Source organism: Paraburkholderia sp. BR13444, assembly GCF_040948755.1.
Classification (GTDB): domain Bacteria; phylum Pseudomonadota; class Gammaproteobacteria; order Burkholderiales; family Burkholderiaceae; genus Paraburkholderia; species Paraburkholderia youngii.
On record NZ_JBFPKM010000005.1, the window covers coordinates 441,729 to 468,081 of the forward strand.

A 26,353-nucleotide genomic window follows, 5' to 3' on the forward strand; every position below is an offset into this window, starting at 1 on the left:
CCAAGGAGGACCGGCCATGGCCACCACACCGAACAAGGATGAAAACCCGATCCGGCCGGATCAATCCGACGTCGTGCAGACGGATCTGCCCGACATCGGTCCATCGCAGGACCCGGACGCGCCGCCGCTCGATCCCGACATCGACCCCGATCGCGAAGACGACAAGCCGTAGACGAGCGCGTTGGCTCGATAAACAAAATAGATGTGCCGCTGCGCGGTTCGGTGCAGCGTCAATCGTGGCGACGGGCTGATGCCACAGCGCAGCGCGTGAGCGCGGCGTGTCCCTGCGCCGCTACAACTGACTCTCGATCGCGGCTTTGTCGATGACCGACCAGACTTGCTGGATCTTGCCGTCACCGAACTCGTAGAAGACGTTCTCGCAGAACTCGACGCGTTTGCCTTGCACGGGAAGGCCGAGAAACATGCCGATGGGCGTGCAGTCGAAATGCAATCGGCTTGCGATATGCGGCGGCTCGCAAACCAGTATCTGAATCTCGAAGTGCAGGTCCGGAATTTCGCGGAAATCTCTTTCCAGCATCTCGCGATAGCCCGGCAAACCGATTCGTTGTCCGTTGTACTTCACGTCTTCGCCAACGAAGTCCCGCAGCTTTGACCAGTCCTGCGTGTTCAGACAGGCGATATAGCCGCGATAGAGTTTCGACAGATTGAATTCGCTCATCGCAATCGTCTTCCATGCCTAAGGAGATAAGCCGATTGTCGGCGATCTGGGATTTAGCGTTGAATGGCGGCTCCCTCGATGCACCCCGCATCACCTCGCACGGATGCGAGAAACCCTCTCCAGACAAACCCGGATTGCTGCTCCGATTTCGCCACTGTTATCGTTCACTCGACAGTGTGGAAGCGCTTCCACTTAAGTGTTCACCGTAAGTTCGAACGAGAGCGCATCGAGTTCCGCCACACCCGGTTCAACGACCTCATCGCAGGAGAGAATCCGTGGTAAACAACGCATCCGCAGTCGTCGACGCCGAACATCCAAGCGCTCACGGCGATCCACATTTCGATCCATTCACACCGCCCGCCGATTCGTCGCTATGGCGCCAGGATTTCCTGCTCGGCGCGGCCACCGCGTCGTATCAGATCGAAGGCGCGGTCAATGAAGACGGCCGCCTGCCGTCGATCTGGGACACGTTCTCGGCCACACCGGGCAAGGTGCTGGCGGGCGACACCGGCGCCGTCGCATGCGATCACTATCATCGCTGGGAACAGGACGTCGATCTGCTCGCGGGCCTCGGCCTCGAAGCGTACCGGCTGTCGACCGCATGGCCGCGTGTGATGGACGAAAACGGCGCGCCGAACCACAAGGGGCTCGACTTCTACAAGCGCCTGCTCGGACGGCTCAAAGAGAAGAACATCACGACTTTCGTCACGCTGTATCACTGGGATCTGCCTCAGCATCTCGAAGATCGCGGCGGCTGGCTCAATCGCGAAACCGCGTACCGTTTCGTCGATTACGCGGATCTGATGAGCCGCGAACTGCACGGCTTCGTCGATGCGTGGGCGACGCTCAACGAACCGTGGTGTTCGGCGTATCTCGGCTACGGCAATGGTCATCACGCACCGGGACTCTCGAACCTGCGTTTCGCCGCGCAGGCCATGCATCATCTGCTGCTCGCGCACGGTCTCGCGATTCCGGTGCTGCGCGCGAACGATCCGCGTTCGCACAAGGGCATCGTCGCGAACGTCGGGCGCGGCACGCCGAATAGCGACAGCGCCGCCGACCGTCGCGCGGCCGAACTGTTCGAAGTTCAGCACAACGCGTGGATTCTCGATCCGCTGTTCAAGGGCGAGTATCCGCAAGACCTGGTCGAGCTGTGGCCGGGCAGCGAGCCGCTAGTGCTCGAAGGTGATATGCAGACGATCAATACGCCGCTCGATTTCCTCGGCATCAACTATTATTTCCGCACCAACGTGGCGAGCGACGGCGGGCATGGATTCAAGGACGTGCCGCTTGCAGATGTCGAGCGTACGCAGATGGGATGGGAGGTTTACCCTGACGGTCTTCGCGATCTGCTGACCGGCTTCAAGGACACCTATGCCAATCTGCCGCCGATCTACATCACCGAGAACGGCATGGCATCGGACGACAAGGTCATCGACGGCCGCGTCGAGGACACGCAGCGCATCTCGTTCCTGAAGCGCCATCTCGCCGCGGTCGATCAGGCGATCAAGGCGGGCGTCGACGTGCGCGGCTATTTCCTGTGGTCGCTGATGGACAACTTCGAGTGGGCTTTCGGCTATGAGCGGCGCTTCGGCATCGTGCACGTCGACTACCAGACGCAGAAGCGCACGATTAAACGCAGCGCGGAGCTGGTGTCGAAATTCCTCGAAGATCGCAAGGCGCAGGCGCAATAAACACAATCAAAACGACGCAGCAACGATGTAAAACCGGGTGGAGCTGGTTGGTATTTCGACTTGACACACGGGCGCGGAGCCTGGAGGAGACGGAATGAACAGCAACAGAATGGTCTTGCGAGGCGTAGTTGCGGCACTGGCGCTGTATGGCGTCGTCGCGCATGCGGAGCCGCTCAAGGCTAACGTGATTCACTGGTGGACCTCGGGTGGCGAATCGGCGGCGATTCGTCAGTTTGCCGTCGCGTACGACAAGGCCGGCGGCCAATGGGTCGACAACGCGGTCGCCGGCGGGGACCAGGCGCGCGCCACCGCGATCAACCGCATCGTCGGCGGCGATCCGCCCACAGCAGCACAGTTCAATACGTCGAAGCAGTTCCACGATCTGATCGATCAGGGACTCCTGAATAACGTCGACGACGTCGCCGCGAAAGAAAACTGGAACGGCATTTTTCCGCAATCGATTCTCGACAGCATCCGCGTGAAGGGCCATTTCTACGCGGCGCCGGTCGACATCCATATGCCGGCGTGGTTCTTCTACTCGAAGCCGGTGTTCCAGAAAGCGGGCATCACGAGCGAGCCCAAAAGCTACGACGAATTCATCGCCGATCTCGGCAAGCTGAAGAGCGCGGGCGTGATTCCGCTCGCGTTCGGCGGTCAGCCGTGGCAGGAGAAGATCACGTTCGACGCGGTGCTCGCCGATGTGGGCGGCCCGGACCTGTATATGAAGGTCTATCGCGATCACGATCAGAACGCGGTGAACTCCGAGGCGTTCAAGAAGGTGCTCGTGTCGTTCAAGAAGCTGCACGATTACGTCGACCCGGGCTCGCCTGGCCGCAACTGGAACGACGCGACCGCGCTCGTGACTTCGGGCAAGGCCGGCGTTCAGATCATGGGCGACTGGGCGAAGGGCGAGTTCCTCGCGGCGAATCAGACCGCGGGCAAGGACTTCGGCTGCTTCCCGGGCTTCGGTCCGCGTTCGCCGTACCTGGTTGCGGGCGACGTGTTCGTGTTCCCGAAGACCGACAGCGCGTCGGCGATCAAAGCGCAGAATCTGCTCGCCACGGTAATGACCTCGCCGTCCGCGCAGGTTGCGTTCAGTGCGAAGAAGGGCTCGATTCCGATTCGGGGTGACGTGGATGAAAGCAGCCTCGACATCTGCGCGAAGGAGGGCATCGCGATCATGAAGGACAAGTCGCGCCAGTTGCCGAACCCGGAAATGCTGCTGTCGCCCGATACGCAAGGTGCGCTGACTGACGTCGTGACGAACTTCTGGAACAAGAACGAGTCCGTCGACGACGCGCAGAAAGCGTTCGCCAGCGCGCTGAAGGGCTAGGCCTCGCCATGCACGCGCTCAAGCTGCCAGCCGAGGGTTCGAACCCACCGGGCAAGTCGCAACCCAGGCCGCGAAGCAAGCCGCTGAACCGGCGGTTTTCGATCGCGGTCTGGCTGGCCTTGCTGCCGATGCTCCTGACCGTCGTGTTCACGTATCTGGGCACGATGGTCTGGACCGCACGCGTGTCGCTCAGCAATTCGCACACGTTTCCGTCGAACGACTTCGCGGGCCTCACGCAGTACGTACGGCTGTTCCACAACGACCGCTGGCTGATGTCGCTGCAGAACATCGTGATCTATGGCGTGTGCTTCATCGTCGCGTGCATGGTGATCGGTTTGCTGCTGGCGATCTTCATCGATCAACGGGTGGTCGCGGAAGGCGCGTTGCGCACGGTGTTTCTGTATCCGTACGCGATGTCGTTCGTCGCGACCGGGCTCGTGTGGCAGTGGATTCTGAATCCCTCCCTCGGTGCGCAGCAGGTGCTGCGCAACCTCGGCTTCCCGCATGCGCGCTTCGACTGGATCGTCGATCAGGACTGGGTCATCTACACGATCGTGATCGCGACCGTCTGGCAGGCTTCGGGCCTCGTGATGGCGCTGCTGCTCGCGGGCCTGCGCGGCATCGACGAAGAGTTGTGGAAAGCCGCGCGCATCGACGGCATTCCACGCTGGCGCGTGTATGCGAGCATCGTGGTGCCGATGCTCGGACCGTCGATCTCGACCGCGTTCGTGCTGCTGTTCGTGATGGTCGTGAAGCTGTACGACGCTGTCGTCGCGATGACCCAGGGCGGCCCCGGCACCGCCAGCGAAGTGCCGGCCAAATTCATCATGGACTATCTGTTCGGACGCGCGAATATCGGTCTTGCGTCGGCAGCATCGATCGTGCTGCTCGCGACGGTGCTCGCGGTTCTCGCGCCATTCTTCTATGCACGCAGCCGTGCGGCGCTGCGCGGGGAGAGAGGATGAACACGCTCGATTCGACGCTCAAAGGCGGCTTGCCGCAGCGCGCGCGCACGCGGCCTCGCCGTTCGGTGTTCTCGCCGGCGCGCCTCGGCATCTACGCGTTCCTGCTCACCGCCGCGGTGTTCTTTCTGTTGCCGCTCTATGTGATGCTGGTCACGTCGTTCAAACCGATGAGCGAGGTCCGCCTCGGCAATCTGCTTGGGTTTCCGATGCATTTCACGCTCGACGCGTGGGTTGCCGCATGGCAGTCGGCCTGTACCGGGCTCGATTGCAACGGCATTCGCGTCGGCTTCTGGAACTCGGTGCGCATCGTCGCGCCGAGCACGGTGCTGTCGATCATGGTCGGCGCGGTGAACGGCTACGCGCTGTCGTTCTGGCGGCCGCGCGGCGCGGGCCTGCTGTTCGGCGTGCTGCTGGTCGGCGCGTTCATTCCGGTGCAGGTGATGATCTATCCGCTCGTGCGGGTGCTCGCGAGCGTGCATCTGTTCAGCTCGCTGCCCGGCATCGTGCTGATTCACACGATGTTCGGCATGCCGGTGATGACGCTGCTGTTCCGCAACTACTACGCGTCGATTCCGCAGGAGCTGTTCAAGGCCGCGCGCATCGACGGCGGCAGTTTCTGGCGCATCTTCTTTCAGCTGATGCTGCCGATGTCGACGCCGATCATCGTCGTCGCGCTGATCATGCAGGTCACGAACATCTGGAACGACTACATTCTGGGCCTCGTGTTCGCCGGCACGAAGAATCTGCCGATGACGGTGCAACTGAACAACATCATCAACACGACGACCGGTGAGCGGCTCTACAACGTCAATATGGCGGCGACCATTCTGACGTCGATGGTGCCGCTCGCGGTTTATTTCATCTCGGGCCGCTGGTTCGTGCGCGGCATTGCGTCGGGCGCCGTCAAGGGGTAAGGCATGACAGACATGGCTAATACGATCGACGCGGCCGCCGTGCCGGGTGCAAGCGCGGGCGCTGCCGCCGACGCCGCGGCGCTCATGCACCCCGCCAATGTGGCGGTCCGCAATCTGACGATTCGGCTCGGCGCGAACACGGTGATCGAGAACCTCGATCTCGACGTGCTCGCCGGCGAGTTCGTCGTGCTGCTGGGGCCGTCGGGCTGCGGCAAGTCCACGCTGCTGCACAGCATTGCCGGATTGATCGACGTCAGCGACGGCAGCATCGAGATCGCCGGCGAGGACATGACGTGGGCCGATCCGAAAGATCGCCGCATCGCGCTGGTGTTCCAGTCGTACGCGCTCTATCCGACCATGAGCGTCGAGCGCAACCTGTCGTTCGCGCTGCGCATCAACGGCACGCCGAAGGCGGAAATCGCAAGGCGTGTCGCACGCGCGTCGGAGATGCTGCAACTGGGGCCGCTGCTCAAGCGCAAGCCGTCGCAGCTGTCGGGCGGACAGCGGCAGCGCGTCGCGATCGGCCGCGCGATCGTGCGCGAAGCCGATGTGTTCCTGTTCGACGAACCGCTGTCGAACCTCGACGCGAAGCTGCGCACCGAGCTGCGCCGTGAGCTGAAGCAACTGCACCACAGCCTCGGCGCGACGATGATCTACGTGACGCACGACCAGGTCGAGGCGATGACGCTCGCGACACGGATGGCCGTGATGCGCGGCGGCGTGATCCAGCAGTTCGGCACGCCGGCCGAGGTCTATGCGCGGCCGAACAACCTGTTCGTCGCGACCTTCCTTGGCTCGCCGGCGATGAATCTGCTGAAGGGCACGCTCGAAACGCGCGACGGCGTGCTCCACTTCTGCTCCGGGAATGCGCAGATCGACGTGTCGGCATACGAGTTCACGCAGGCACCCGCGCACGGTGTGCCGTGCGTACTCGGTGTGCGCGCCGAAGACGTGCATATCACGGCAGGCGGCAGCGAGCGCGGAAAAGTTTCGCTGATGGAGCCGATGGGCAACCACCGCGTGATCTGGCTCGACTATCATGGCGAACAGATCGCGTCGATCGATCAGACAAAAGCGCCGATTGCGGAGGATGACACCGTGGCGTTCTCGTTCGACGCCGCGCATGTCTCGCTATTCGACGAAGCGAGCGGCGCGCGCTTATAACGCCGCGCCGCGTCACGCGCGAAGCGGCTCGTCGAGACAGGTTTGATGGAGAACCGCGTGGCAACACTCAAGGACGTCGCGCAACTGGCCGGCGTCGGCATGTCGACCGCCTCACGAGCGATTTCCGGCAAGGGACCGATTTCCGCCGATGCCGCGGCGCGCGTGAAGGCGGCGATCGAGGCGCTGAACTTCCGCCCGTCGTCGATCGGCCGGGCAATGGCGACGCAGCAGCTAGGCATCATCGGCATCTTCGTGCCGACCTTCTTTGGCCCGTACTACGGCACGATCCTGAAGCAGACCGACACCGAGTTGCGCGCGGTCGGCCGGCATGTCGTGGTCGCGACCGGTTGCGGCGAGGTGTCGCCGCGCGAGCAGGCAATCGAGGCAGTGCGCTTTCTGATCGGCCGCGATTGCGATGGCGTGGTCGTGATCAGCCACGATCTGCACGACGAAGACCTGATCATGCTGCATGGCATGCATCCGAAGATGGTGTTCCTGAATCGCGCGTTCGAGCAGTTGCCGGAAGCGTCGTTCAGCGCGGATCATCGGCGCGGCGGCGAACTCGCGGCGCGCACGCTGCTCGATCACGGGCATCGCGACATCGCGGTGATTTCCGGGCCCGCTACCGCGTCGGACAACGTGATGCGGATCGACGGTTTTTTCGCCGAACTCGCGCGAGCAGGCATTGCGCGCGACGACGTCCTGCTGATCGAATCCGACTTCTCGCCCGAAGGCGGCTACGCGGCCGCGCAGAAGCTGCTCGAGACGCAGCGGCGCGTGACCGGCCTGTTCTGCGCGAACGACACGATGGCTGTCGCCGTGCTCGCGCGTTTTCACCAGGCGGGCATTTCGGTGCCGAACGACATTTCGGTGATCAGCTACGACGACGACTACTCGGCCGCGTACGCGGCGCCCGGGCTCACGTCGGTGCATATTCCGACCGGAGACCTGACGCAAAACGCGGTGCGCTGGCTGATCAACCAGTGTTACGGCACCACGTGGGAGATCTTCCGCGAGTTTCCGGTCAGCGTGACGATGCGCGAATCGGTCGGGCCAGCGCCGATACAGAAGAAAAATACGCGTGGCGCAACCCGGTAGAGGGATTTGCCTAATCGTGGCGGTGTGATGTCTGGCGCGCGGACGCGCGCCGTCCCGGCTGTGTTATGCCGGCGCCGTTTCAAACTTGCGAACTAAACGGGGACGCGGCTACCAGCTATACGCGGCGAGGCTTTTCTCAAGTCCGACGGATTTTTCTTCGAGTTTTTTAACGCGAGCCGTCGCGCGCTTATTCGCGTTTTCACTTACGGATGTGACGGTTTTTTAAAGGTCGTCGTAATTCTTCGCAAGACTGCTTTGCGTTTTCCCTCATTAAACTTGCGTCAAATTTCTTTAAACTCGGCTGTAACAAGTTGTTACGGGGTGAGTGTGATGCTGGCCATCTTTCTGATCGCCTGTCCGATCGGCATCGCTGCGCTGTTTAGCTTTGCGCGCCATGTGGATCCGCAGACCGGACGTTTCAAACGGTAGATTTTCTTCGCGCGTTTTTTCCGCGGCCGTGCCGTGGAAATTTTCGCATTGCGATTGGCATTCGTTGGTTCGTCGTCAATTTGAAAGGGACAACCGTTTGCGTCCTTTCGATTTGCTTTCTCGTTTTCGTTTTCGTCAATAGCCCGTTTTACCTTTCAGCAAGTCTTGCCTTGGCGTGCGGGTTCGCGGCACGATGCGCGATTACCTTCGTTTTGGGTCGGCATCGCATATGCGAGATTCTCTGCAGAAAATGGCGGCACGTGCGAGCGTGCTGAAGGGCGTTTTTCCTTTGAGCCGGATCGCGGCGGCGCGTGATGCGCTGGCCGGTGTGCAGCTTGCGTCGATGGATATACCGCAGGTGCTCGGCTATGCGCGCATTGCCGGCATGCCGGCCGTCACCGGGCTTTATACGGTATTCCTGCCGCTCGTGGCGTTCGCGTTTTTCGGCGCGTCGCGGCATCTGGTCGTCGCTGCCGATTCGGCCACGGCGACGATCTTCGCGAGCCGTCTCGAGACGATGGCAGCCGCGTCGAGCGCCGAATACGCGGCGCTCGCGGCGATGGTCGCGCTGCTGACGGCTGCGTTGCTGCTCGTCGCGCGCATCTTCAAGCTCGGTTTTCTCGCCGACTTCCTGTCGCGCACCGTGCTGGTCGGCTTTCTCGCCGGCGTCGGCGTGCAGGTCGGCATCGCGATGCTCGGAGACATGCTCGGCGTGCCCGGACATGCGACGCGCAGTGTGGACCAACTGCTGCTCGTCGTGAGCAAGGCCGCGCAGATCAATCGGCCGACGCTGGCGATCTCGCTCTTCGTGGTGGCTGCGATTCTCGTCTGCAAGCGTTTCTGGCCGCGTCTGCCGGTGCCGTTGATCGCGGTCGTCGGAGGCATTGCCGCAAGCGACCTGTTCGGATTCGCCGCGCACGGCATCTCGATTCTCGGTCCGGTGGAGGGCGGCTTGCCGCCGCTGCGGGTTCCGTCGGTGACGTGGCAGCAGATGCTCGATCTGGTGCCGGTCGCGGCGTCGTGCTTCGTGATGATCGTCGCGCAAAGCGCCGCCGCGAGCCGGGTGTTCGCCGAGCGCTATCACGAGGTGGTCGATACCAACGCGGACCTGCTCGGCATCGCGGCCGCCAACGCGGCGGCGGCGTTTTCCGGCGCGTTCGTCGTCAACGGCAGCCCGACGCAGACCGCGATGGCCGATCGAGCCGGCACACGCAGCCAGTTCGCGCAGCTCGTGTTCGCTGCGGTCGTGGTGATCGTGCTGCTGTTTTTCAGCCGCTATCTGCAGTATTTGCCCCACTGCATTCTCGCGAGCATCGTGTTTACGATCGCGGTCGGCCTGATCAACGTGCAGTCGCTCTTTTCGATTCGCCGCGAAAGTCCCGGCGAATTCGCGCTAGCGTTGTTCACGGCGGCGGCGGTCGTGCTGATCGGCGTCGAGCACGGCATTCTGGTCGCGGTCGCGTTGTCGTTGCTGCGCCACGTCCGACACAGCTACCGCCCGCACACGATGATGCTCGCGCCCAACGGCGACGGCATGTGGGTGCCGGTGCCGGCGGTGCCCGGCATCGAGACCGCGCCGGGGCTGATCGTCTATCGGTTCGGCGCCGACCTGTTCTACGCGAACGATCATTTTTTCGTCGACGATGCGCGCCGCCTGATCGAGCACGCACCGAATGCCGTGCGCTGGTTCGTCGTCGATGCGAGCGCGATAACGGATGTCGATTATTCGGCGGCGCGCTCGGTGGGCGAGTTGTGCTCGGCGCTCAAGCGCGATCGGATCGAAGTGGTCTTTGCGCGCGTGAATCGTTATTTGCGCTCGGATATGGATCGGCATGGCATCACGCCGATCGTCGAGGAGCGCTGCATTTTCGGCACGCTGCATGAGGCGCTGAGCATGGCGGGGGTGGAGAAGCCGCATGAGCAGGTGAAGGGGGCGCCATAACGGGGAGGGCCCGTGCGGTATCGGAACGAGCAAAAAGTTGGTAGCAAACGTTGTCTGCGCCTCATTTCTTGTCGCCTGGTTGGATTAGGCTGATGTTTCGCTGCAATTAGCAGATATTAATTACAAAAACATGAACAGCTTCGACTCGACCATCGAAACATATCTGTCCAGCATACGCTTCGGTCATTTCACGACCCAATCGATACAAGCCATTGCCGACCTGTACTCCTTTAAAGGCTTGGTATTGATTCCGGTGCTTTGGTGGATCTGGTTTCAACGAGACGAACGCGCCGCATGGCGGCGCGAAATCGTGCTCGCGACGCTTCTCAGCGGTGTCGTGGCGCTCTTCGTCGGAAGGCTGCTGGCGCACTGGTTGCCGTTTAGAGTGCGTCCCATCTATAACCCCGAACTTCATCTGCAGTTCGCAAGCGGCTCGACCAAGGCTGCGCAGTTGTCGGATTGGAGTTCGTTCCCGAGCGATCACGCGATGCTATGGATGGCAATCGCCACCGGCATCTTCCTCGTGTGGCGGGGCATCGGCGTGCTGGCGCTTCTCTATACCGCGCTGTTCATTTGCCTTCCGCGCGCCTATCTCGGCTTTCACTATCCGACCGATTTGCTGGTGGGCGCCGCGCTGGGAATCGGGATCACGTTGATCCTGACGCGCGATGCGATTCGCAAGCGCTACGCGACCCCGGTGCTGCGATGGATGGAACGCTATCGGGGACCTTCGGCAATACTCGCCTTCCTTCTGTGCCTTCAACTCGTCACGCAGTTCGAAGAGTTGCGTGCTCTGGCGAGCGGCGTGTTCAAGCATCTATGACCCGCCCGGCGCCTCACTTTCAGTGAGCTGAGATTAGCGAGCACCCTCTATTGCCATCTCATGCAATATTCTGTCTAATGAAATCAAAATAAAACGTCCGATTCATTCGAATCGCTGACACAGTCGACGGGGGTTCACTTCATGTACTCTCTGCTGCCGCTCAAGGCCCAGGTGTGTCGTCACGCGCGAACGCTCGCCGGGTATTTTCCAGCTCCATTTACACGCGACGAATCAAGCGGTGTCGACATCCTCGGTGTGATGACGCCGAGGCTGCTGAACGGGACCACGCTGCTGAACCTCAACTATGGCGAAGTTGACCGCTTCACCGACAAAACCCGCGCGACGGGCACCTTGTTCGTCGCGATAGGCGACGACTTCGTGCGCGTCGCCACTTCGGTCAAAAGGCAAACCGGCGAGCGGGCCGTGGGCACGGTACTCGACCGCTCGCACCCCGGCTATCGGATGCTGCGCAGCGGGCAGCCCTACACCGGTTACGCGACGCTATTCGGCAAGCAATACATGACACGGTACGAGCCGATCCGGGACAGTTCCGGCGACGTAATCGGCGCGCTATACGTCGGCCTCGATGTCAGCGAGGTGTGGAACCTGTCGATCGGAGCCAGGCTCGCGCTCCTGACCCTCGCCGCGAATACCGTACTCCTGCTGGGCTATGGTCGGCTGCTGCAGGCAGTGATCCTCCCGGACCAGGCGAGCCCCGTGGCGGCGTCGCCGCCTTTCCTGCCAACCGCGGTGATCGGCTTCGGGCTGCTCGGCGCGCTGCTGGTCAGCGCGCTGGTCTTCGTGACGACCCGGCGCGGTCTCGGCATGCAACTGCTCGAAGCGAAGGCCGCCGCGGAAAAATTGGCGGCCGGCGACCTGACCGCACAAGTGCATGTCAGCCGGCGCGACGAACTGGGCCAGTTGATGCAGGCGATGAACGGCATCAGTGTCGGCCTCGCCTCGGTAGTCGGCAACGTGCGACGCGCGTCGGATATGATCGCGCTGGGCGCGCGCGAGATTGCCGCCGGCAACGCGGAGCTGTCGTCCCGCACCGAGGCGCAGGCCGGCTCGCTCGAGCAAACCGCTTCGACGATGGAGCAATTGACTGCGATGGTCCGCGCCAATGCCGAACGCGCTTCGCACGCCAACCAGCACATCGCGTCGGCCTCCGATCTCGCGGTCAAAGGCGGCACCGTGGTGGGCCATGTGGTCACCACCATGTCGCTGATCCGCGGCAGTTCACACAAGATCGTCGACATCATCAGCATGATCGATTCGATCGCCTTTCAAACCAATATCCTGGCTTTGAACGCGGCCGTCGAGGCGGCGCGCGCCGGCGACCAGGGGCGCGGCTTTGCGGTCGTCGCCGCCGAAGTGCGCAGCCTGGCCCAACGCAGCGCGACGGCCGCCAAGGAAATCAAGGCGCTGATCACCGACTCGGTCGGCAACGTCAACGCAGGCGGAGAACTGGTCGACCAGGCTGGCCGGGACATGACCGAAATCGTTACGGCGGTCGATAGTGTGGTCACCTTGATGGGTGAGATCACCCACGCGAGCAACGAGCAAAGTACCGGCATCGGCGAAATCAATCGCGCGATCGGACACATGGACGAGATGACCCAGCAAAACGTTGCTCTGGTGGAGCAGGTGGCAGCCGCGGCGGCCAGCATGCAGGAACAGGCGTCCACGTTGGAGGATGCCGTGCAGGTTTTTCGGCTGGTAGGCGACGGGCCAAACTGATCATCGCGGTTAGTGCCGCAATCAGCGCCCGCACTTTCCTGCACTAGAATGGGTTATTGCCGACGTCGTAAACGCATCTGGTCGGCACGACGTGCAGGATTCTCGTTGGAGGAATGCCATGCCGACTTACCGGTACAGGTGCGAGAAGTGCGGTGAGATGTTCGAACATGCCGAGCATCTTGCTGAACATGAAAACGCTCATCCCGCTTGCCCGAAGTGCGGAAGCGAGAAGGTCCAGCACATACCCACGCCATTTGTGCCGAAAACGTCCCGAAAAAGCTGAGATCTGTCTTCGCGGTTCTCAGGGACGTTCGAACGTCGGTTCTCGCCTAACGACGGATCTTCGCTCGCCGATTCTCGCCGTCGCCTCGTGGAGATTGGGGGACCTGGCTGGGAGCGTGCAAATCTGGCAACAGCTGCGGTGTACGCGCGCAAGTATCGTGCCGCCGATCGCATGGAAGCCCGTAGCGGCCGCCCGGCAGAACTTGCTATGAATTGATCCCAGACTTTGCAGCCACAGTATCTGCTTACCGCTCAAGCCGCACGACCGTGGTGGCTGCCCCAGAGCCGCAAAGCGGAAGCAGTGCTTCAAATCCGAGGACCCGTTGAAATAGCCCTCGAATTGCCGAGGGTAGAAAAGAGTTCTGCACGAAAGCCCAACGGACGAAAAGAAATCACTTTCCCACTCCCGACCTTCTGCAGGGGGCTGGGCCGACGTATGCTGGAAATCCAGGTGACTCGACTCTAATACTCGCCATGGATACGCGAGATGCGTTCGATATATCGCTAAGCGAAGTCGATTCGGCGTTCGAGGCCTTGGAACTAGCCCGTGCGACCTCGGGCGAGGATTCATTCGCTTACACCGAGGCGTGCGAGCGGTATCGGATTACGATTCTCAGGTGGAAGTCAATTTACGCGTTGCTGGCTGCAAATGGAGCGCGAACCATGATGCCAAACGTTGGTAAGGGACGGCGCCTGCTCGTCCTCCGCAGAGGACATGAGCCGATTGCCGAATCCATCTTCGTGATCGCCCGGGTGCGAGGCTTCGTTTCCACGCTTGAGTCGTGCGCTGATGCGGTACGGGGGCAAATCGTGAGCGACGCGCAACTGACGGTGCTTGACGGCGACTGCCATCTTGCATCGAAGTTAAAAGCGATCGAGTTGATCAACAGGTACTGCCCGCAATGCCGCGTCGCGGTTCTGTCCAGTACGCTGTCTCCTTTCGCAGAGTGGCCGGGTGTCGATGCGGTCATCGACCGTGGCGCATCGCCAAAGCAGATGCTCGAGTGTTTCTGCCAACTGATTGATTCCTCCCGGCTCGACGACAGCGCTGTTCTTGCGCCCCCCCCCCCCGATATTGGCCTATGGTCGGCATGATTCATAGCGCGCTTGGCAAGCACGGATTCAGTCAGGCGTTTCGTGTGGTCCGCTGAAGTGACCACTTCGACTTGACCATGGCAATCGAGATGCGCTCGCCGTCGCAAAGCCGAAGAATGAGTCGGCGAGCGAGCCCGTGCATCACCACGCCAGCCTGCGAGCCATGCTTCCTCTGCTGGCGTTCACTGGGCTCTTCGTGCTGGTCTACGCTGGGGAGCCGGTGAAGTACGGATTCCTGCTGATCTATATGGAAGAGCACCTGAAGCTGAGTCCGGCCGTACGGGGAGCGGTCATCGGTGTGCAGCCATTCATCGAGCTACTCATCATGCCCTTCAGCATCGGACTGGGCCGCCGGCTCGGCAACGTGTGGTTGATGTGCATCGCGGCCGCCTTGGGAGTGTTTGCCAACCTTTGCTTTGCGCTGTGGCCGTCCGCAACGGGCATGTTCGCCGGACAGGTTCTGATGACGGCACGCACCGAAACCCGACGGCAGGCATAACAATGCATCACGCTCAGCAGGTTGAGCGTATTCTATGAAGCCTCGTGACGAATTCGTCGGCAGGTCGTGAGGGTCTCATGGATACGACAGAGCGAATCATCAAGTGGCGCAATCTGCGGCATGTAGGCGGCGCCGTCAGCGAACCGCGCAACCCGCTGCCCGCGGTGTGCGACGTATCGGTGACGAACGTTTGCAACGCCGCATGCGACTTCTGCGGGTTCTCTCGCGAGAAGAATCTGGCGGGCCCACGTCGCTATCTCGATCCTGAGGAATTCGCGCGCGCACTGCCGATCCTGCGCAGACGCCGGATTCGTTACATGACGCTGCAAGGGGGCGAGCCGCTGGTTCATCCCCAGATCGCATCGCTGGTGGCTTCGGCCACCAGGGCCGGCATTCAGTGCGGTGTAATCACGAACGGCTGGTTTCTGCCGCGCCACATCAAGCAACTAGCGGAGGCCGGCCTCAAGCGTCTGCTGATTTCCATCGATAGCGCGGACATGCGCGAGCATGAGCGCAATCGCGGCCTGCGCGGTCTCGAGGCCCGCATCCGAGAGGGCATCACTCAGGCCCATTGCTTCGGCATCGAGGTGTGCGCATCGATTACGGTGAGCCGTCTGGTCAATTACGAATTGCTTCCCGAGACGCTCGAGCGGCTTGGCTTCGATGCGGTCGTTTTTTCCTATCCGCGGCGCGAGGCGTTCGGATCGACATCGCTCGTGTACGACGAAGACTCGAAACTCGTCGACCTGAACACCGACGAACTACTCGAAGCGTTGAGCGCGATCGCGCGCCTGAAGAAGCACTTCCGTGTGATGGACCCGAGCGCCGCACTGGACGAGGTCGCGCGCTTCGTGCGCGGTGAACCGCAACTGGTTCCATGTATCGGTGGCAGCAAGTACTTTTATATCGACTGGAACCTCGATGTCTGGCGTTGCGAGGCGTGGCCCGAGCCGATGGGCTCCGTGTTCGACCTCGACCGTCTGCCCGATCAACGGGAGCCCTGCAATGCCTGCATGATGGGATGCTACCGGCATGCCAGCATTCTGATGCACGGCGCGATCGCCGTGACCGATTCGGTGTACGCGCTGGGCCGGGGGCAGCTTCGCGACGCTGTCAGCTTGTTGTTCCGGCGCAGTGTCGCGTATTCGCTGTGGGCGCTTTCGGTCGAGGAATTACCTCGAGCGTCGCTCATGTCGCTCGCAAGACGGACTGGCGGACGCCGTTTCACGCCGCAAAGTGGATAGGGCTCGCCCATTCGAACGCTGGTCCGCGTTACTCGAGCGGCGGAATCGTGCCTTCCGACAAGGTCTTCATCTGGCTCAAGCGACGCCGTTCGAGATCCGCGATCTGACGATCGATGGCTTCAAGGCGTTGCTGGCCGAGTTCGTCAGTTCCGTGTGGGGGGAATGACGCGCGCTTTCATGAGGACGAATCATGGCACCCGAAATCGAAAGAGTTGCCGCGGAGGACTTCTTTGCTGGCTTTGCGAGGCTCGACATCGAAACTGACGACGTCGCGTTTCGAGGCGTCATCGGCGGAACCGGATCGCCGGTGCTGCTGCTGCACGGCTATCCGCAGACCCACGTTGCATGGCGATTGATTGCTCCGACGCTCGCGAAATCTCACACCCTCGTCGTGCCCGACCTGCCGGGATACGGTGCCAGCCGGAGCCGCAACGATCAGCGGCGATGGACCAAACGCCGTATGGCCAGTGCGCTCGTCGCGTTGATGGCGCGGCTCGGGCACGAACGATTCGCCGTAGTCGGGCACGATCGAGGCGCTCGCGCCGGATACCGGCTTGCGCTCGACCACCCGCGGCGCGTCACTGCTTATGCATCGCTGTGCGTCGTGCCCACGCTCGATGCTTTCGCGACTGTCGATAAGACCTTTGCGCTCGACGCCTGGCACTGGTTTTTTCTGGCGCAGCCCGCGGACCTTCCAGAGCGAATGCTGGCGGCCGATCCTGACGCTTTCATCGACGCCGCGCTTGCGAAGATGGCCGGAGGACTCGAGCGAATCGATCCTCGGGCGCTCGATGCTTATCGAGCCGCATTCCGGAATCCCGGCGTGCGGCACGCGATTTGCGAAGACTATCGTGCCGCTGCTTCAGAGGATCTGGAACACGACGCGAGCGACGCAGCGGCGGGCCGAAAGCTTGCCTGTCCGGTGCTGGTGCTGTGGAGCGAGAAAGAGCAGAGGGCGAGGAAGGCTTCACCCACAGACACCTGGTCCAGGTGGGCAGAAAACGTGACCGGCAGGGGTCTGCCCGGTGGCCATCTGCTGCCCGAGGACGCGCCGAACGAGGTGTTGAACTCCCTGCAAGATTTCCTGATCGAACGGCTTTAACTGGCTGCTGGCACCGCGCTTTTGCGGCCGGACCCAGCGGCTGTGCTCGTCATCGGAAGCGAGAAAACCGTCAAAGGACCGATTCGATTGCCTAAGATCAAGGTACGCGCTCCGCGAGGAATGCACCGCGGCTCGCGAGCGTCTTAATCGTCGCGCAGCCGTTTCCCGCGCGCGACTTTTCCACAAGGAGGTCACGATGAAATCAAACGACAAGGGCGACGTGCGCGCTTTCGTGCAAACGGCGGAGCAGGGTGGCGAGCATGTCTGGGTAATCACGCTGGTCGACTTCGCGGCCCGTGAGGTCAGACGCTCGCTCGTTTCGGACGAGACATATGCGACCGCCGCCGCTGCCAGAGATGCGGGGCAGGCCCATTTGAAGGGTTTGGAGCAAGACCGCTAGGTCCACTCACCGCCGCCTTGTTTTCGCCCACGGAAGTACTAACGTTGGACTATAAGTAAACCGGTGGTAACGGGGGCGCAAGAGGGCAAAGCTCATGGCCAGTACGCAAGGAAGCACCGGATCGCCGTTTGCGGCGTCCGTCGAAGCGGGCAGCTATCGCGTCACGCGACCGCAGAACGCAAGCGATGTGATCGACCTGCTGCAAAAGCGCGATATTCAGATCGTCGATCTGAAATTCACCGATCTGCCCGGACTCTGGCAGCATTTTTCGATCACGCTCCCCGAAGTTCACGACGACCTGTTCAGCGCCGGCATCGGTTTCGACGGTTCATCGATCCGCGGCTTTCAGGAGATCCACGAATCGGACATGCTGCTGCGGCCCGACCCGGCAACCGCCTTCGTGGACCCGGCTTGCGGCACGCCGACGCTGTCGATCATTTGCGACGTGGTCGATCCAGTGCTGCGACAGCCCTATTCGCGCGATCCGCGCTACGTGGCGAAAAAGGCGGAGAACTACCTGCGGCAGACGGGCATCGCGACGACGTGCTATTTCGGGCCGGAGCTCGAATTCTTCATCTTCGACTCGATCCGCTTCGGCCAGGATCAGCACTGCGGCTATTACTACGTCGAGTCGGCCGAGGGCGACTGGACCACCGGCCGCGACGAGGGCGCCTACGGCGGCGGCAACCTCGGCTACAAGCAGCACTATAAGGAGGGCTATTTCCCGGTGCCTCCACATGACACGCTGCAGGAGATCCGCTCGGAAATCGCGCTGACGCTGCAGCAGGCGGGCGTGCAGATCGAAGTGCATCACCATGAAGTCGCGACCGCCGGACAGAACGAGATCGACATGCGCTTTGCAACGCTGACCCGCATGGCCGACAACGTGATGATCTACAAGTACATCTGCAAGAACGTCGCGCGTCGGCACGGCAAGGTTGCAACCTTCATGCCGAAGCCGCTGTTCGCCGACAACGCGAGCGGCATGCATTGTCACCAGAGCCTGTGGAAAGACGAGCAGAACCTCTTCTACGACGCGGGCGGCTGGGCGCTGACTTCCGACACGTGCCGCTGGTACATCGGCGGATTGCTCCAGCACGCGCCCGCGCTGATGGCCTTTTGCGCGCCGACGACGAATTCGTACAAGCGCCTCGTGCCGGGATACGAGGCGCCCGTCAATCTGGCGATGTCGCAGCGTAACCGCTCGGCCGCGGCGCGCATTCCGATGTATTCGGATTCGCCGAACGCGCGGCGCGTCGAGTTCCGCTGTCCGGACCCGTCGGCCAATGCGTATCTGGCTTTCGCCGCGATGCTGATGGCCGGCCTCGACGGCATCGAAAACAAGACCGATCCTGGCGAGCCGCTCGATCGCAACATCTATGATCTGCCGCCCGAAGAAGCGCGCAACATACGGCAGGTGCCGGGTTCCCTCGAAGCGGCGCTGGCGGCGCTCGAAACCGACAACACGTTCCTGCGCAAAGGCGATGTCTTTACCGACGACGTGATTCAGACATGGATCGACTACAAGCGCAGCCGCGAGATCGACACGATCAAATTGCGCCCACATCCGTGGGAGTTTTATCTGTACTTCGATATCTAGAAGACAGGCCTCAAACCTCAAAGCAGGATCGGCGCGCAAATCAATAGAAATGCCGCAGCCTTGCAGACAGTTTTCGTGCCATGACCCATTCTCATAACCGTCCTTGTGCTAAGGTTTATATGACCTTTTTTGCGCGTTCGCCAGTGAAGTGCTCACGGCATGCAAGGAGAGTACGAGGCCATGGTTCGCGTGAGTATCGAAGGGCGCGAGATTCAGGCGCCGGGCAATTGCTCGATTCTGCAGGCCATGGGGCATGCGGGGCAGACTCTCGTCGAGGGTGTCGGCTGCATGTCCCAGGGCGTGTGCGGCTCGTGCCGTGTGATGGTGCGGCGTAGCGGCGAGCAGGAAGTCAAAACCGCGCTCGCCTGCGAGACCCTCGTCGAAGAGGGCATGCAGGTCGCCTTCCTCGATTACTTCACCGAGTCGGAACGTCACCTGTATCGAATGGAAGAGATCAGCGACAGCTGGCAGGCGCTCGGCAAGATCGCCGAGATCTTCCCCGAAGCGGCGCATTGCCGTCATTGCAGCGGCTGCGATCGCGCCTGTCCGAAGGGGCTGGACGTGCAGCGCGGCGTGAACCTGGCGGTCGAGGGCAATCTGCCCGCATCGAGCCAGGTGTTCGACGAATGCGTGATGTGCAACCTGTGCACGCTCGCATGCCCCGAGCATATCCGGCCCAACCATCTGGGGGTGTTCGTGCGCCGGATGATCGCGTCGCTTTCGCTGCGTCCGGCCAATCTGATGCGACGGCTGCAGCAGATCGAGAGCGGCGAGATGAAGATCGACTTCGATGCGCCTGGCGCTCAACCGCCGCGCTGAGCGGAGCGAATCGTCATGTCCGCCGGCATACCCTACGAAACCGCGCGGCGGCGCTACCGCCCCGGGATGGCGGCCACGCTCCGCGGCGACGACGTTCCGGTCGATGAACTGCTGAAGGCTTATCACCCCGATCATGGGCCGCATGCGCGGGTCGCGCTGAGTGTCGGGGTCAATCGCGGCGAGCCGTGTCAGCCCGATCTCGCGCGGCATCTGCAGGCCAACGCGCTGATCGACGATGTCGATATCGCCGGCGCGCAGTTGATGACGACCGACGTGCTGGTAATCGGCGGCGGCGGTGGCGGCTGCGCCGCGGCGCTCACGGCGGCGAAGCAGGGCGCGCGCGTGATCCTCGCCACCAAGCTGCGTCTTGGCGACAGCAACACCGTGATGGCCGAAGGCGGAATCCAGGCGGCCATCGGCGAGGACGACAGTCCCCAACTGCACTTCGAGGACACGCTTCGCGCCGGACACTTCTGCGGCGAGCCCGAACTCGTGGCCCAGATGGTGATGGACGGCCCCGACGTGATTCGCTGGCTGATCCAGCTCGGCATGATGTTCGATCTGGAAGAGGACCAGCCGATCGGCGGCAATCTGCTGCGCAAGAAACCCGGGGGCGCGTCGGCGGCGCGCATTCTGTCGTATCGGGACTATACGGGCCTCGAAATGATGCGCGTGCTGCGCGAGGCGGTGGACCTCGACCCGGGCATCGAGTTGTGGAACCGCTGTCCGCTGGTAGAGCTGCTGTCCGACGAGCACGGCGGCTGCGCCGGCGCGGTGATCTACAACCTGGAATGGCGTAGCTTCGTGCTGGTGCGTGCGCGCGCGGTGATCCTCGCCACTGGCGGCTCGGGGCGACTGCACCTGAATTCGTTTCCGACCTCGAACCACTACGGCGCCACCGCCGACGGCCTCGTGCTCGCCTATCGGATCGGCGCGCGCCTGCGCGAGCTCGACTCGTTCCAGTACCATCCGACCGGCATCGCCTACCCGCACCATCTGTCGGGCGGCCTGATTTCCGAGGCGGCGCGCTCCGCGGGAGCGAGACTGCTGAACGGCGCAGGTGAACGTTTCGTCGACGAACTCAAGCCGCGCGACGTGGTCGCGTCGGCGGTCCTGCGTGAGTGCGCATTAGGCCGCGGGATCGAGCGCGACGGCCAGCTCGGGGTGTTCCTCGATACGCCGACACTCGAACTCGAGCACCCGGGCATTCTGGCCAAACGCCTGATCACGCTTCGCCATCTTTCAGACAAGTGCGGCATCGATGCGGCGCAGGAGCCCTTCCTCGTTTATCCCACGCTCCACTACCAGAACGGCGGCGTCGCGATCGACAAAAATGGCGCCACCAATGTCCCCGGCCTTTTCTGCGTCGGCGAGATGACGGGCGGCATCCACGGCCGCAACCGTCTGATGGGCAACGCGCTGCTCGACATTCTGAGCATCGGCCGCCGTGCCGGCGCGAAGGCCGCGCAATCGAGGGAGTGGGTGATGACGAACCGCGCCGGAATCGGTCATGTGCACGCGTGGCAGAGAGAGCTCACGCTGGCGGGACTGCCGCTTCACGTGAAGGCGCCGCAGCTCTTTCCCGCCTATGCCCATTTCGATCTGCGAGTCGATGCGGGATTGCGCACGAGCGCGCGGGGTCGCGTGATCGGCGGCATCCGGTGACGGGAACCACGGAGCACGCGATGCAAACGCTGAATCAGTGCTTGATGAGGGACGATTTCCGTGTCGGCGCCGACCTCGATGCATGGTTCGCGCGCGGCGGCGGCGAGGGACTCGCCAAAGCGCTCGACGAGCCGGAGGCGATTATCGCCGAGCTCGCCCAGGCCGACTTGCGTGGCATGGGCGGCGCTGGTTTCCCCACGCATCGAAAATGGGCGCCGGTTGCGGCCGCCCCTGACGGCGACAAGTACGTCATTTGCAATGGCAACGAAGACGAACCGGGCACCTTCAAGGATCGCTTTCTGCTCGAACACACGCCGCATCAGGTGATCGAGGGCGTGCTGATCGCCGCGGTGGCGACGCGGGCCAATCATGTCGTCTTGTACGTGAATCCGCATCAGACGGGCTCGCTCGCCGCGACTCGCGAGGCGGTCAAGCAGTGGTCGGGGCACGCGCAATTCGCCGCTATCGAGCGTTGGATTGGTGCGCCGCTGTCGCTTGCAGTCGTACCCAGCTCGGGCTTGTACATCGGCGGAGAGGAGACTGCGGTGATCGCCAGCGTCGAAGGCGGCTTTCCGTTTCCTCGGCGCAAACCGCCTTTCCCGGCCGAGCAGGGCGTGCACGGCGCGCCGACCATCGTCAACAACGTCGAGACGCTGGCGCACGTGCCCGGGATTCTGCGCCACGGCGCGCAGTGGTATCGCGACCTCGGAGCGGGGAGCGCGGCCGGAACCAAGCTCTATTCTCTTTCCGGCGACGTGCTGCGTCCCGGCCTGTACGAACTGCCAATGGGCACGAGCCTCGAGACGCTGGTGTTCCAGCACGGCGGCGGCATGCTGCAGGGCAAGGAGTTCAAGGCGGTCTTCACGGGCGGCCCATCGAACACGCTGCTGACGAAGCGCGATCTCGACGTGGCACTGGACTTCGACTCGGTGCGTCAACGCCGTTCGCGTCTGGGGACGGGCGCGATGATCGTCGTGTCGGAAGGCACCAGCATCGTGCGCAAGGTCGCGGACTACGTGAGCTTCTTCGCCCAGGGTTCGTGCGGGCAGTGCCCGCCTTGCAAGGGCGGAACGTTTCAGATGATGCGGCTTCTGAACCGGCTCGACACGGGCCGCGGCGTGCGTGCCGATCTGGATGCACTGGAGAATCTGTGCCGCGTTCTTCCCGGCAGCGGGCGTTGCGGTTTGATCGATGGCGCGGTGACGGTGGTGGAGAGTTCCATCGATCAGTTCCGCGCGGAATATGAAGCGCTGTTGATGGCGTAGGGGCAGGGCGGCCGATATCGCGGCTAGAACGGCCAATACAACGGCGCAATGAACACGACCACCGCCATGGACCACAACACGATCAGCAGGCCGATCTTCCAGTAGTCGCCGAACTCATACGCGCCCGGGCCGTACGTGACGAGGTTGACCGGCGTGCTCATCGGCGTCATGTGCGCCGCGCCCGCACCGAGCGCGACAGCGACCAGGAACGGCGTCGCCGACACGCCGAGTTCCTGCGCGGTGGCGACCGCGATCGGCACCGTCACGAGCGCCGCCGAGTTGTTCGAGATCACCTGGGTCAGCACCGCGGCCACGCAGAAGAGTCCCGCCAGTACCGCGCGCGGACCGCCCGAGCCGACCGCCTGGATCACGTAATCACCGATCTGATACGCGAGTCCGGTGTTCGACATCGCGGTGGCGAGAGGAATTAGCGCACCGACCAGCACGCAGGTATTCCAGTCGATCGTGTACAGCTGGTTCAGTGTGATCACGCGCGTCAATACCATCGCGGTCACGCAAATCAGCGTCGCCACCGCGGGCGGTACCGCGTTCGTCGCGAGCAGGATGACCAGCACCGCGAGGATCGCGAGCGCCTCGCGCGCGCCGCGACTCAGCGCGATGGTCTGGCGCCGTACCATCTGCGGAGAATCGACCATCAGTATCTGCGGGTCGGAGAAGTGTTTGTCGAGCGCTTCCCATGTTCCCCTGAACAGCAGATGGTCGCCCGCGAGCAGCGTGGTCGACGGCTCGGGCACGTTGTTGCCGCCGCGCTGTATTGCGAGCACGATCAGATCGCCTTCGTGCGTCGCCATGCCCGGAAACACGGTTTGTCCGATCAGCCCCGAGCGCGGTGGTATCACGACTTCGGCGAGACCCGACGAGCGATTGAACAGCGCATTCGTGACCGCCTGCGCTTCGGCGAGCGGCTCGCGAATCGCGAGATGCAAGTCGTTCGCGAGCCGGGCGATGCCTTGCGCGTCGCCGCGCACCAGCAGGTGATGGCCCTCGCTCGCCTCTTTCTGCGCGAGTTCGGCGCCTTCATCGTCGGTCAGGCCGAGCACGCTGACACCGGGGTATCGCGACAGATCGATGCTGTCGAGCGTCTTGCCGATCAACGGCGAGCCCGCGCGCACGCGCAGCCGGAACACGCCGTCCGCGAGCCGGTATTGCTCGACCAGCGTGTGCGCGTGCTGGCTGAAATCGGCCGGCAGCGAATTCGAGCTGCGCCTGGGCAACAACAGCGGGCCGAGTATCAGAATGATCGCAAGGGTGCCGGCGAACAACGGCAGACCCACGATCGACCATTCGAAGAAGCGGATCGGCGCGCCACCGAGCGCATCGGCCGCGCTCGATGCGATCACGTTGACCGGACTGCCGAGCAATGTGAGCTTCGCGCCGGTCAGGCACGCGATCGACACGGGCATCATCAGTTGCGACGGCGCGAGCTGGGTCCGCACGCAGATGATGACCGCGATCGGCAGCATCGCGACGACGGCGCCGTTCATGCCGATCAGCGCAGTGGATATCGCGGACAGGATCAGCAGCGACGCGATCAGTCGCTTGCGGCTGCTGCCCGAGTGGCGAATCAGCCACTGTCCCGCCCATGTGCCGACACCGGTCGTTTCGAGGCCAATGCCGATGCCGAGCAGCGCCGCGATGAAAACGATCAGCGGATCGCCGAAGCCGCTCAACGCCTCGCGCATCGTCAGCACGCCGGTCAGGTACAGCGCGATCAGCGACATCACCGCGACGACGGCGGCCGGCACCTTGTTCCAGATGAACAGCGCCATCGTCACGGCGAAGACCAGCGAGGTCACGATCATCGGGTTCATCTATTTTTTCCCGTCGTATGGAGCCGCGCTGCGCGAGCGCGGCAGCCCCAACTGTCGGCCGTTTGCGGGAGCCGATATCAGTCCTCCTCAGTACCCGAGCGCGGCCCCGTCGCCGCGCGGATCGGCGCCCCCTTCGTAAAAGCCCTGTTGCCGATCCACAGCGATCGCGTGCGCGTGCCCCATGTTGTCGTTCCAGTCGGTGACCATCTGCACCGGCTGGCCGCGGCGCTTCAATTCGCGCACGACCTCGTCGGAGATGCGCCCCTCGAGCGACATGTTGCGCGACTTGGTACCCCACGTGCGGCCCATCAGCCAGCGCGGCGCCTCGATCGCCTGCTGCACGTCGTAGCCGAAGTCGACGATGCGGGTGACCAGCGCGGCCTGGGTTTGCGGCTGACCTTCGCCGCCCATCGAGCCGAACGCGAGACAAGGCTTGCCGTCGCGGGTCATCAGTGCCGGAATCAGCGTGTGGAAAGTGCGCTTGCCAGGTTGCAGGCAGTTCGGGTGATGCTCGTCGAGCGAGAAAAACGCGCCGCGGTTCTGCATGATGATGCCGGTGTCCCCGCCGAGCACGCCGCTGCCGAAGTCGTGATAGATGGACTGGATCAGCGACACCACCATGCCGTCCTTGTCGGCCGCGCAGAAGTAGCAGGTGTCGCCGTCCGGCGCGCGGCGGTCGTGCGGATGCTGATAGGTGATGCCGGGCGGGACCGTCGAGATGTCGAGCGCGCGTTCGGGGTCGAGCAGCTTGCGGCGTTCGTCGCAGTAGGCCTTCGTGATCAACTGGTCGACCGGAATCGTGACGAAGCGCGGGTCCGTCAACCACTCTTCGCGATCGGCGAACGCGATCTTCACCGCTTCGGCGAGGTGGTGATAGTAGTCCGCGGTGCCTTCGCCCCACGCGGTCACGTCGTAGCCTTCGATCAGGTTCAGGATCTGCAAGGGCGTAAAGCCCTGCGTGTTAGGCGGTAGCTCGTAGACCGTATGACCGCGATACGTCGTGCTGATCGGCGTGACCCATTCCGCGCGGTACGCGGCGAAGTCGACCGTTTGCAGCGGCGAGCCGGCGGCACCGACGCCGTCGCAGATACGCGCCGCGAGATCGCCTTCGTAGAAGCCGGCGCGCGGGCCCTGATCGGCGAGTTGCTGCAACGATTGCGACAGCGCGGTTTGCACGAGCTTCTCGCCGTCGGCGGGCACGCGGCCGCCCGGCATGAAGATCGCGGCCGTTTCCGGGTAGCGCGCGAGGATCGGCACGTCCTGCACGGTCCAGTCCGCGAGCGAGCGGGAGACCGGCACGCCGTCGCGCGCATAGCCGATTGCCGCCGCAAACAGTTCCGCCCAGTGCAGGCGCCCGAAGCGCTCGTGAGCGAGACGCCAGCCGTCGATCGCGCCCGGCACGGTCAGCACCGCCTGCGGGCCGCGCGCCGCGATTTCGTTGTCGATGGCGATGCCGCGATAGTGGGCTAGTGTCGCGCCTTGCGCCGCCGGTCCGCTCGCATTGATCGCGTGAATCTGTTCGCTGTTGCCGTCGGCGATCAGCCAGAAGCCGTCGCCACCGAGCCCTGCCATGTGCGGATAGGCGACGCACAGCACCGCGTTCGCGGCGATCGCGGCATCGACCGCGGTTCCACCGCGTTGCAGCATCTCGACACCGGCCTGACTGGCCAGATAGTGCGGTGTGGCGACCATGCCATGCGGTGCGCGCGTGGGTGGGCGACCGGTACGAGGCCCATTAGGATGACTCATGGTGAAAAGCTCCCCTGAGG

General features: G+C 63.0%; 23 protein-coding genes. 20 read left to right on the plus strand and 3 right to left on the minus strand.

Annotation, left to right across the window (positions count from 1 at the left end):
* Positions 1-16 precede the first annotated feature (16 nt).
* Positions 17-172, plus strand: a complete 156-nt coding sequence (locus tag AB3X95_RS17895) for a hypothetical protein (RefSeq protein WP_018433572.1) — start codon at positions 17-19, stop codon at positions 170-172.
* A gap of 120 nt (positions 173-292) precedes the next feature.
* On the opposite strand, the gene AB3X95_RS17900 is transcribed toward AB3X95_RS17895, so the two are convergent.
* The gene (locus tag AB3X95_RS17900) at positions 293-679 is read right to left on the minus strand and encodes an ester cyclase (RefSeq protein ID WP_176124731.1); all 387 of its coding nucleotides are present in this window, start codon (positions 677-679) and stop codon (positions 293-295) included.
* Positions 680-954: 275 nt separating this feature from the next.
* On the opposite strand from AB3X95_RS17900, the gene AB3X95_RS17905 reads away from it, so the two are divergent.
* From AB3X95_RS17905 to AB3X95_RS17995, 19 genes are all read left to right on the plus strand, one after another.
* Positions 955-2,373 carry a GH1 family beta-glucosidase gene (locus AB3X95_RS17905; protein WP_176124733.1) on the plus strand — a complete coding sequence of 473 codons (1,419 nt, stop codon included), beginning with the start codon at positions 955-957 and terminating at the stop codon, positions 2,371-2,373.
* 94 nt (positions 2,374-2,467) lie between these two features.
* On the plus strand, positions 2,468-3,706 hold the full coding sequence (locus tag AB3X95_RS17910; protein WP_176124735.1) for an ABC transporter substrate-binding protein: 1,239 nt from the start codon (positions 2,468-2,470) through the stop codon (positions 3,704-3,706).
* 8 nt (positions 3,707-3,714) lie between these two features.
* On the plus strand, positions 3,715-4,671 hold the full coding sequence (locus AB3X95_RS17915) for a carbohydrate ABC transporter permease (protein WP_368622064.1): 957 nt from the start codon (positions 3,715-3,717) through the stop codon (positions 4,669-4,671).
* Complete coding sequence (locus tag AB3X95_RS17920; protein ID WP_368622065.1) at positions 4,668-5,585, plus strand: carbohydrate ABC transporter permease; 918 nt, start codon at positions 4,668-4,670, stop codon at positions 5,583-5,585. The genes AB3X95_RS17915 and AB3X95_RS17920 overlap by 4 nt, the downstream gene beginning before the upstream one ends.
* A 3-nt stretch (positions 5,586-5,588) precedes the next feature.
* Entirely contained in the window at positions 5,589-6,749 is a 1,161-nt protein-coding gene (locus tag AB3X95_RS17925) for an ABC transporter ATP-binding protein (RefSeq protein ID WP_368622066.1), read from the plus strand.
* A 45-nt stretch (positions 6,750-6,794) separates the two neighbouring features.
* Positions 6,795-7,847, plus strand: coding sequence for a substrate-binding domain-containing protein (locus AB3X95_RS17930; protein WP_176366681.1), 1,053 nt, complete (start codon positions 6,795-6,797; stop codon positions 7,845-7,847).
* A gap of 658 nt (positions 7,848-8,505) precedes the next feature.
* Positions 8,506-10,218, plus strand: a complete 1,713-nt coding sequence (locus AB3X95_RS17935; protein ID WP_368622067.1) for a SulP family inorganic anion transporter — start codon at positions 8,506-8,508, stop codon at positions 10,216-10,218.
* Positions 10,219-10,348: 130 nt separating this feature from the next.
* Positions 10,349-11,041, plus strand: coding sequence for a phosphatase PAP2 family protein (locus AB3X95_RS17940; protein ID WP_176124744.1), 693 nt, complete (start codon positions 10,349-10,351; stop codon positions 11,039-11,041).
* 141 nt (positions 11,042-11,182) lie between these two features.
* On the plus strand, positions 11,183-12,781 hold the full coding sequence (locus tag AB3X95_RS17945; RefSeq protein WP_368622068.1) for a methyl-accepting chemotaxis protein: 1,599 nt from the start codon (positions 11,183-11,185) through the stop codon (positions 12,779-12,781).
* Positions 12,782-12,899: 118 nt separating this feature from the next.
* Positions 12,900-13,064: an FmdB family zinc ribbon protein gene (locus AB3X95_RS17950; RefSeq protein ID WP_018433560.1), complete on the plus strand. Its 165-nt coding sequence runs from the start codon at positions 12,900-12,902 to the stop codon at positions 13,062-13,064.
* A 473-nt stretch (positions 13,065-13,537) separates the two neighbouring features.
* Positions 13,538-14,158 carry a hypothetical protein gene (locus AB3X95_RS17955; RefSeq protein WP_368622069.1) on the plus strand — a complete coding sequence of 207 codons (621 nt, stop codon included), beginning with the start codon at positions 13,538-13,540 and terminating at the stop codon, positions 14,156-14,158.
* Positions 14,159-14,294: 136 nt separating this feature from the next.
* Positions 14,295-14,657, plus strand: coding sequence for a hypothetical protein (locus tag AB3X95_RS17960; RefSeq protein WP_368622070.1), 363 nt, complete (start codon positions 14,295-14,297; stop codon positions 14,655-14,657).
* A 77-nt stretch (positions 14,658-14,734) separates the two neighbouring features.
* Complete coding sequence (locus tag AB3X95_RS17965) at positions 14,735-15,901, plus strand: radical SAM protein (protein ID WP_368622071.1); 1,167 nt, start codon at positions 14,735-14,737, stop codon at positions 15,899-15,901.
* 190 nt (positions 15,902-16,091) lie between these two features.
* The gene (locus tag AB3X95_RS17970) at positions 16,092-17,003 is read left to right on the plus strand and encodes an alpha/beta fold hydrolase (RefSeq protein ID WP_368622072.1); all 912 of its coding nucleotides are present in this window, start codon (positions 16,092-16,094) and stop codon (positions 17,001-17,003) included.
* A gap of 196 nt (positions 17,004-17,199) precedes the next feature.
* Positions 17,200-17,403 (plus strand): hypothetical protein, encoded by a 204-nt coding sequence (locus tag AB3X95_RS17975; RefSeq protein ID WP_368622073.1) that lies wholly within the window; start codon positions 17,200-17,202, stop codon positions 17,401-17,403.
* Between the two features lie 94 nt (positions 17,404-17,497).
* A complete protein-coding gene (gene glnA / locus AB3X95_RS17980) occupies positions 17,498-19,003 on the plus strand; it encodes a type I glutamate--ammonia ligase (protein ID WP_368622074.1) in 1,506 nt (501 codons plus the stop codon).
* Positions 19,004-19,183: 180 nt separating this feature from the next.
* Positions 19,184-19,822, plus strand: a complete 639-nt coding sequence (locus AB3X95_RS17985; protein WP_368622075.1) for a 2Fe-2S iron-sulfur cluster-binding protein — start codon at positions 19,184-19,186, stop codon at positions 19,820-19,822.
* A 15-nt stretch (positions 19,823-19,837) separates the two neighbouring features.
* Entirely contained in the window at positions 19,838-21,487 is a 1,650-nt protein-coding gene (locus AB3X95_RS17990) for an FAD-binding protein (RefSeq protein WP_368622076.1), read from the plus strand.
* 20 nt (positions 21,488-21,507) lie between these two features.
* Positions 21,508-22,752 (plus strand): NADH-quinone oxidoreductase subunit F, encoded by a 1,245-nt coding sequence (locus tag AB3X95_RS17995; RefSeq protein WP_368622077.1) that lies wholly within the window; start codon positions 21,508-21,510, stop codon positions 22,750-22,752.
* 23 nt (positions 22,753-22,775) lie between these two features.
* Here AB3X95_RS17995 and AB3X95_RS18000 read toward each other — a convergent pair whose 3' ends face one another.
* On the minus strand, positions 22,776-24,584 hold the full coding sequence (locus tag AB3X95_RS18000; RefSeq protein WP_368622078.1) for an SLC13 family permease: 1,809 nt from the start codon (positions 24,582-24,584) through the stop codon (positions 22,776-22,778).
* Positions 24,585-24,671: 87 nt separating this feature from the next.
* Complete coding sequence (gene ggt / locus AB3X95_RS18005) at positions 24,672-26,333, minus strand: gamma-glutamyltransferase (RefSeq protein ID WP_368622079.1); 1,662 nt, start codon at positions 26,331-26,333, stop codon at positions 24,672-24,674.
* Between the last annotated feature and the right edge of the window lie 20 nt (positions 26,334-26,353).

Excerpts from the sequence above, each read along its gene's own strand:
- AB3X95_RS17895 (WP_018433572.1), top strand. The coding sequence starts at position 17 with ATGGCCACCACACCGAACAAGGATGAAAACCCGATCCGGCCGGATCAA.
- AB3X95_RS17950 (WP_018433560.1), top strand. The coding sequence starts at position 12,900 with ATGCCGACTTACCGGTACAGGTGCGAGAAGTGCGGTGAGATGTTCGAA.
- AB3X95_RS17985 (WP_368622075.1), top strand. The coding sequence starts at position 19,184 with ATGGTTCGCGTGAGTATCGAAGGGCGCGAGATTCAGGCGCCGGGCAAT.
- AB3X95_RS17900 (WP_176124731.1), bottom strand. The coding sequence starts at position 679 with ATGAGCGAATTCAATCTGTCGAAACTCTATCGCGGCTATATCGCCTGT.
- glnA (WP_368622074.1), top strand. The coding sequence starts at position 17,498 with ATGGCCAGTACGCAAGGAAGCACCGGATCGCCGTTTGCGGCGTCCGTC.
- AB3X95_RS17990 (WP_368622076.1), top strand. The coding sequence starts at position 19,838 with ATGTCCGCCGGCATACCCTACGAAACCGCGCGGCGGCGCTACCGCCCC.
- AB3X95_RS17995 (WP_368622077.1), top strand. The coding sequence starts at position 21,508 with ATGCAAACGCTGAATCAGTGCTTGATGAGGGACGATTTCCGTGTCGGC.
- AB3X95_RS17925 (WP_368622066.1), top strand. The coding sequence starts at position 5,589 with ATGACAGACATGGCTAATACGATCGACGCGGCCGCCGTGCCGGGTGCA.
- AB3X95_RS17970 (WP_368622072.1), top strand. The coding sequence starts at position 16,092 with ATGGCACCCGAAATCGAAAGAGTTGCCGCGGAGGACTTCTTTGCTGGC.
- AB3X95_RS18000 (WP_368622078.1), bottom strand. The coding sequence starts at position 24,584 with ATGAACCCGATGATCGTGACCTCGCTGGTCTTCGCCGTGACGATGGCG.
- ggt (WP_368622079.1), bottom strand. The coding sequence starts at position 26,333 with ATGAGTCATCCTAATGGGCCTCGTACCGGTCGCCCACCCACGCGCGCA.
- AB3X95_RS17965 (WP_368622071.1), top strand. The coding sequence starts at position 14,735 with ATGGATACGACAGAGCGAATCATCAAGTGGCGCAATCTGCGGCATGTA.
- AB3X95_RS17955 (WP_368622069.1), top strand. The coding sequence starts at position 13,538 with ATGGATACGCGAGATGCGTTCGATATATCGCTAAGCGAAGTCGATTCG.
- AB3X95_RS17910 (WP_176124735.1), top strand. The coding sequence starts at position 2,468 with ATGAACAGCAACAGAATGGTCTTGCGAGGCGTAGTTGCGGCACTGGCG.
- AB3X95_RS17915 (WP_368622064.1), top strand. The coding sequence starts at position 3,715 with ATGCACGCGCTCAAGCTGCCAGCCGAGGGTTCGAACCCACCGGGCAAG.
- AB3X95_RS17930 (WP_176366681.1), top strand. The coding sequence starts at position 6,795 with ATGGAGAACCGCGTGGCAACACTCAAGGACGTCGCGCAACTGGCCGGC.
- AB3X95_RS17920 (WP_368622065.1), top strand. The coding sequence starts at position 4,668 with ATGAACACGCTCGATTCGACGCTCAAAGGCGGCTTGCCGCAGCGCGCG.
- AB3X95_RS17975 (WP_368622073.1), top strand. The coding sequence starts at position 17,200 with ATGAAATCAAACGACAAGGGCGACGTGCGCGCTTTCGTGCAAACGGCG.
- AB3X95_RS17940 (WP_176124744.1), top strand. The coding sequence starts at position 10,349 with ATGAACAGCTTCGACTCGACCATCGAAACATATCTGTCCAGCATACGC.
- AB3X95_RS17935 (WP_368622067.1), top strand. The coding sequence starts at position 8,506 with ATGCGAGATTCTCTGCAGAAAATGGCGGCACGTGCGAGCGTGCTGAAG.
- AB3X95_RS17945 (WP_368622068.1), top strand. The coding sequence starts at position 11,183 with ATGTACTCTCTGCTGCCGCTCAAGGCCCAGGTGTGTCGTCACGCGCGA.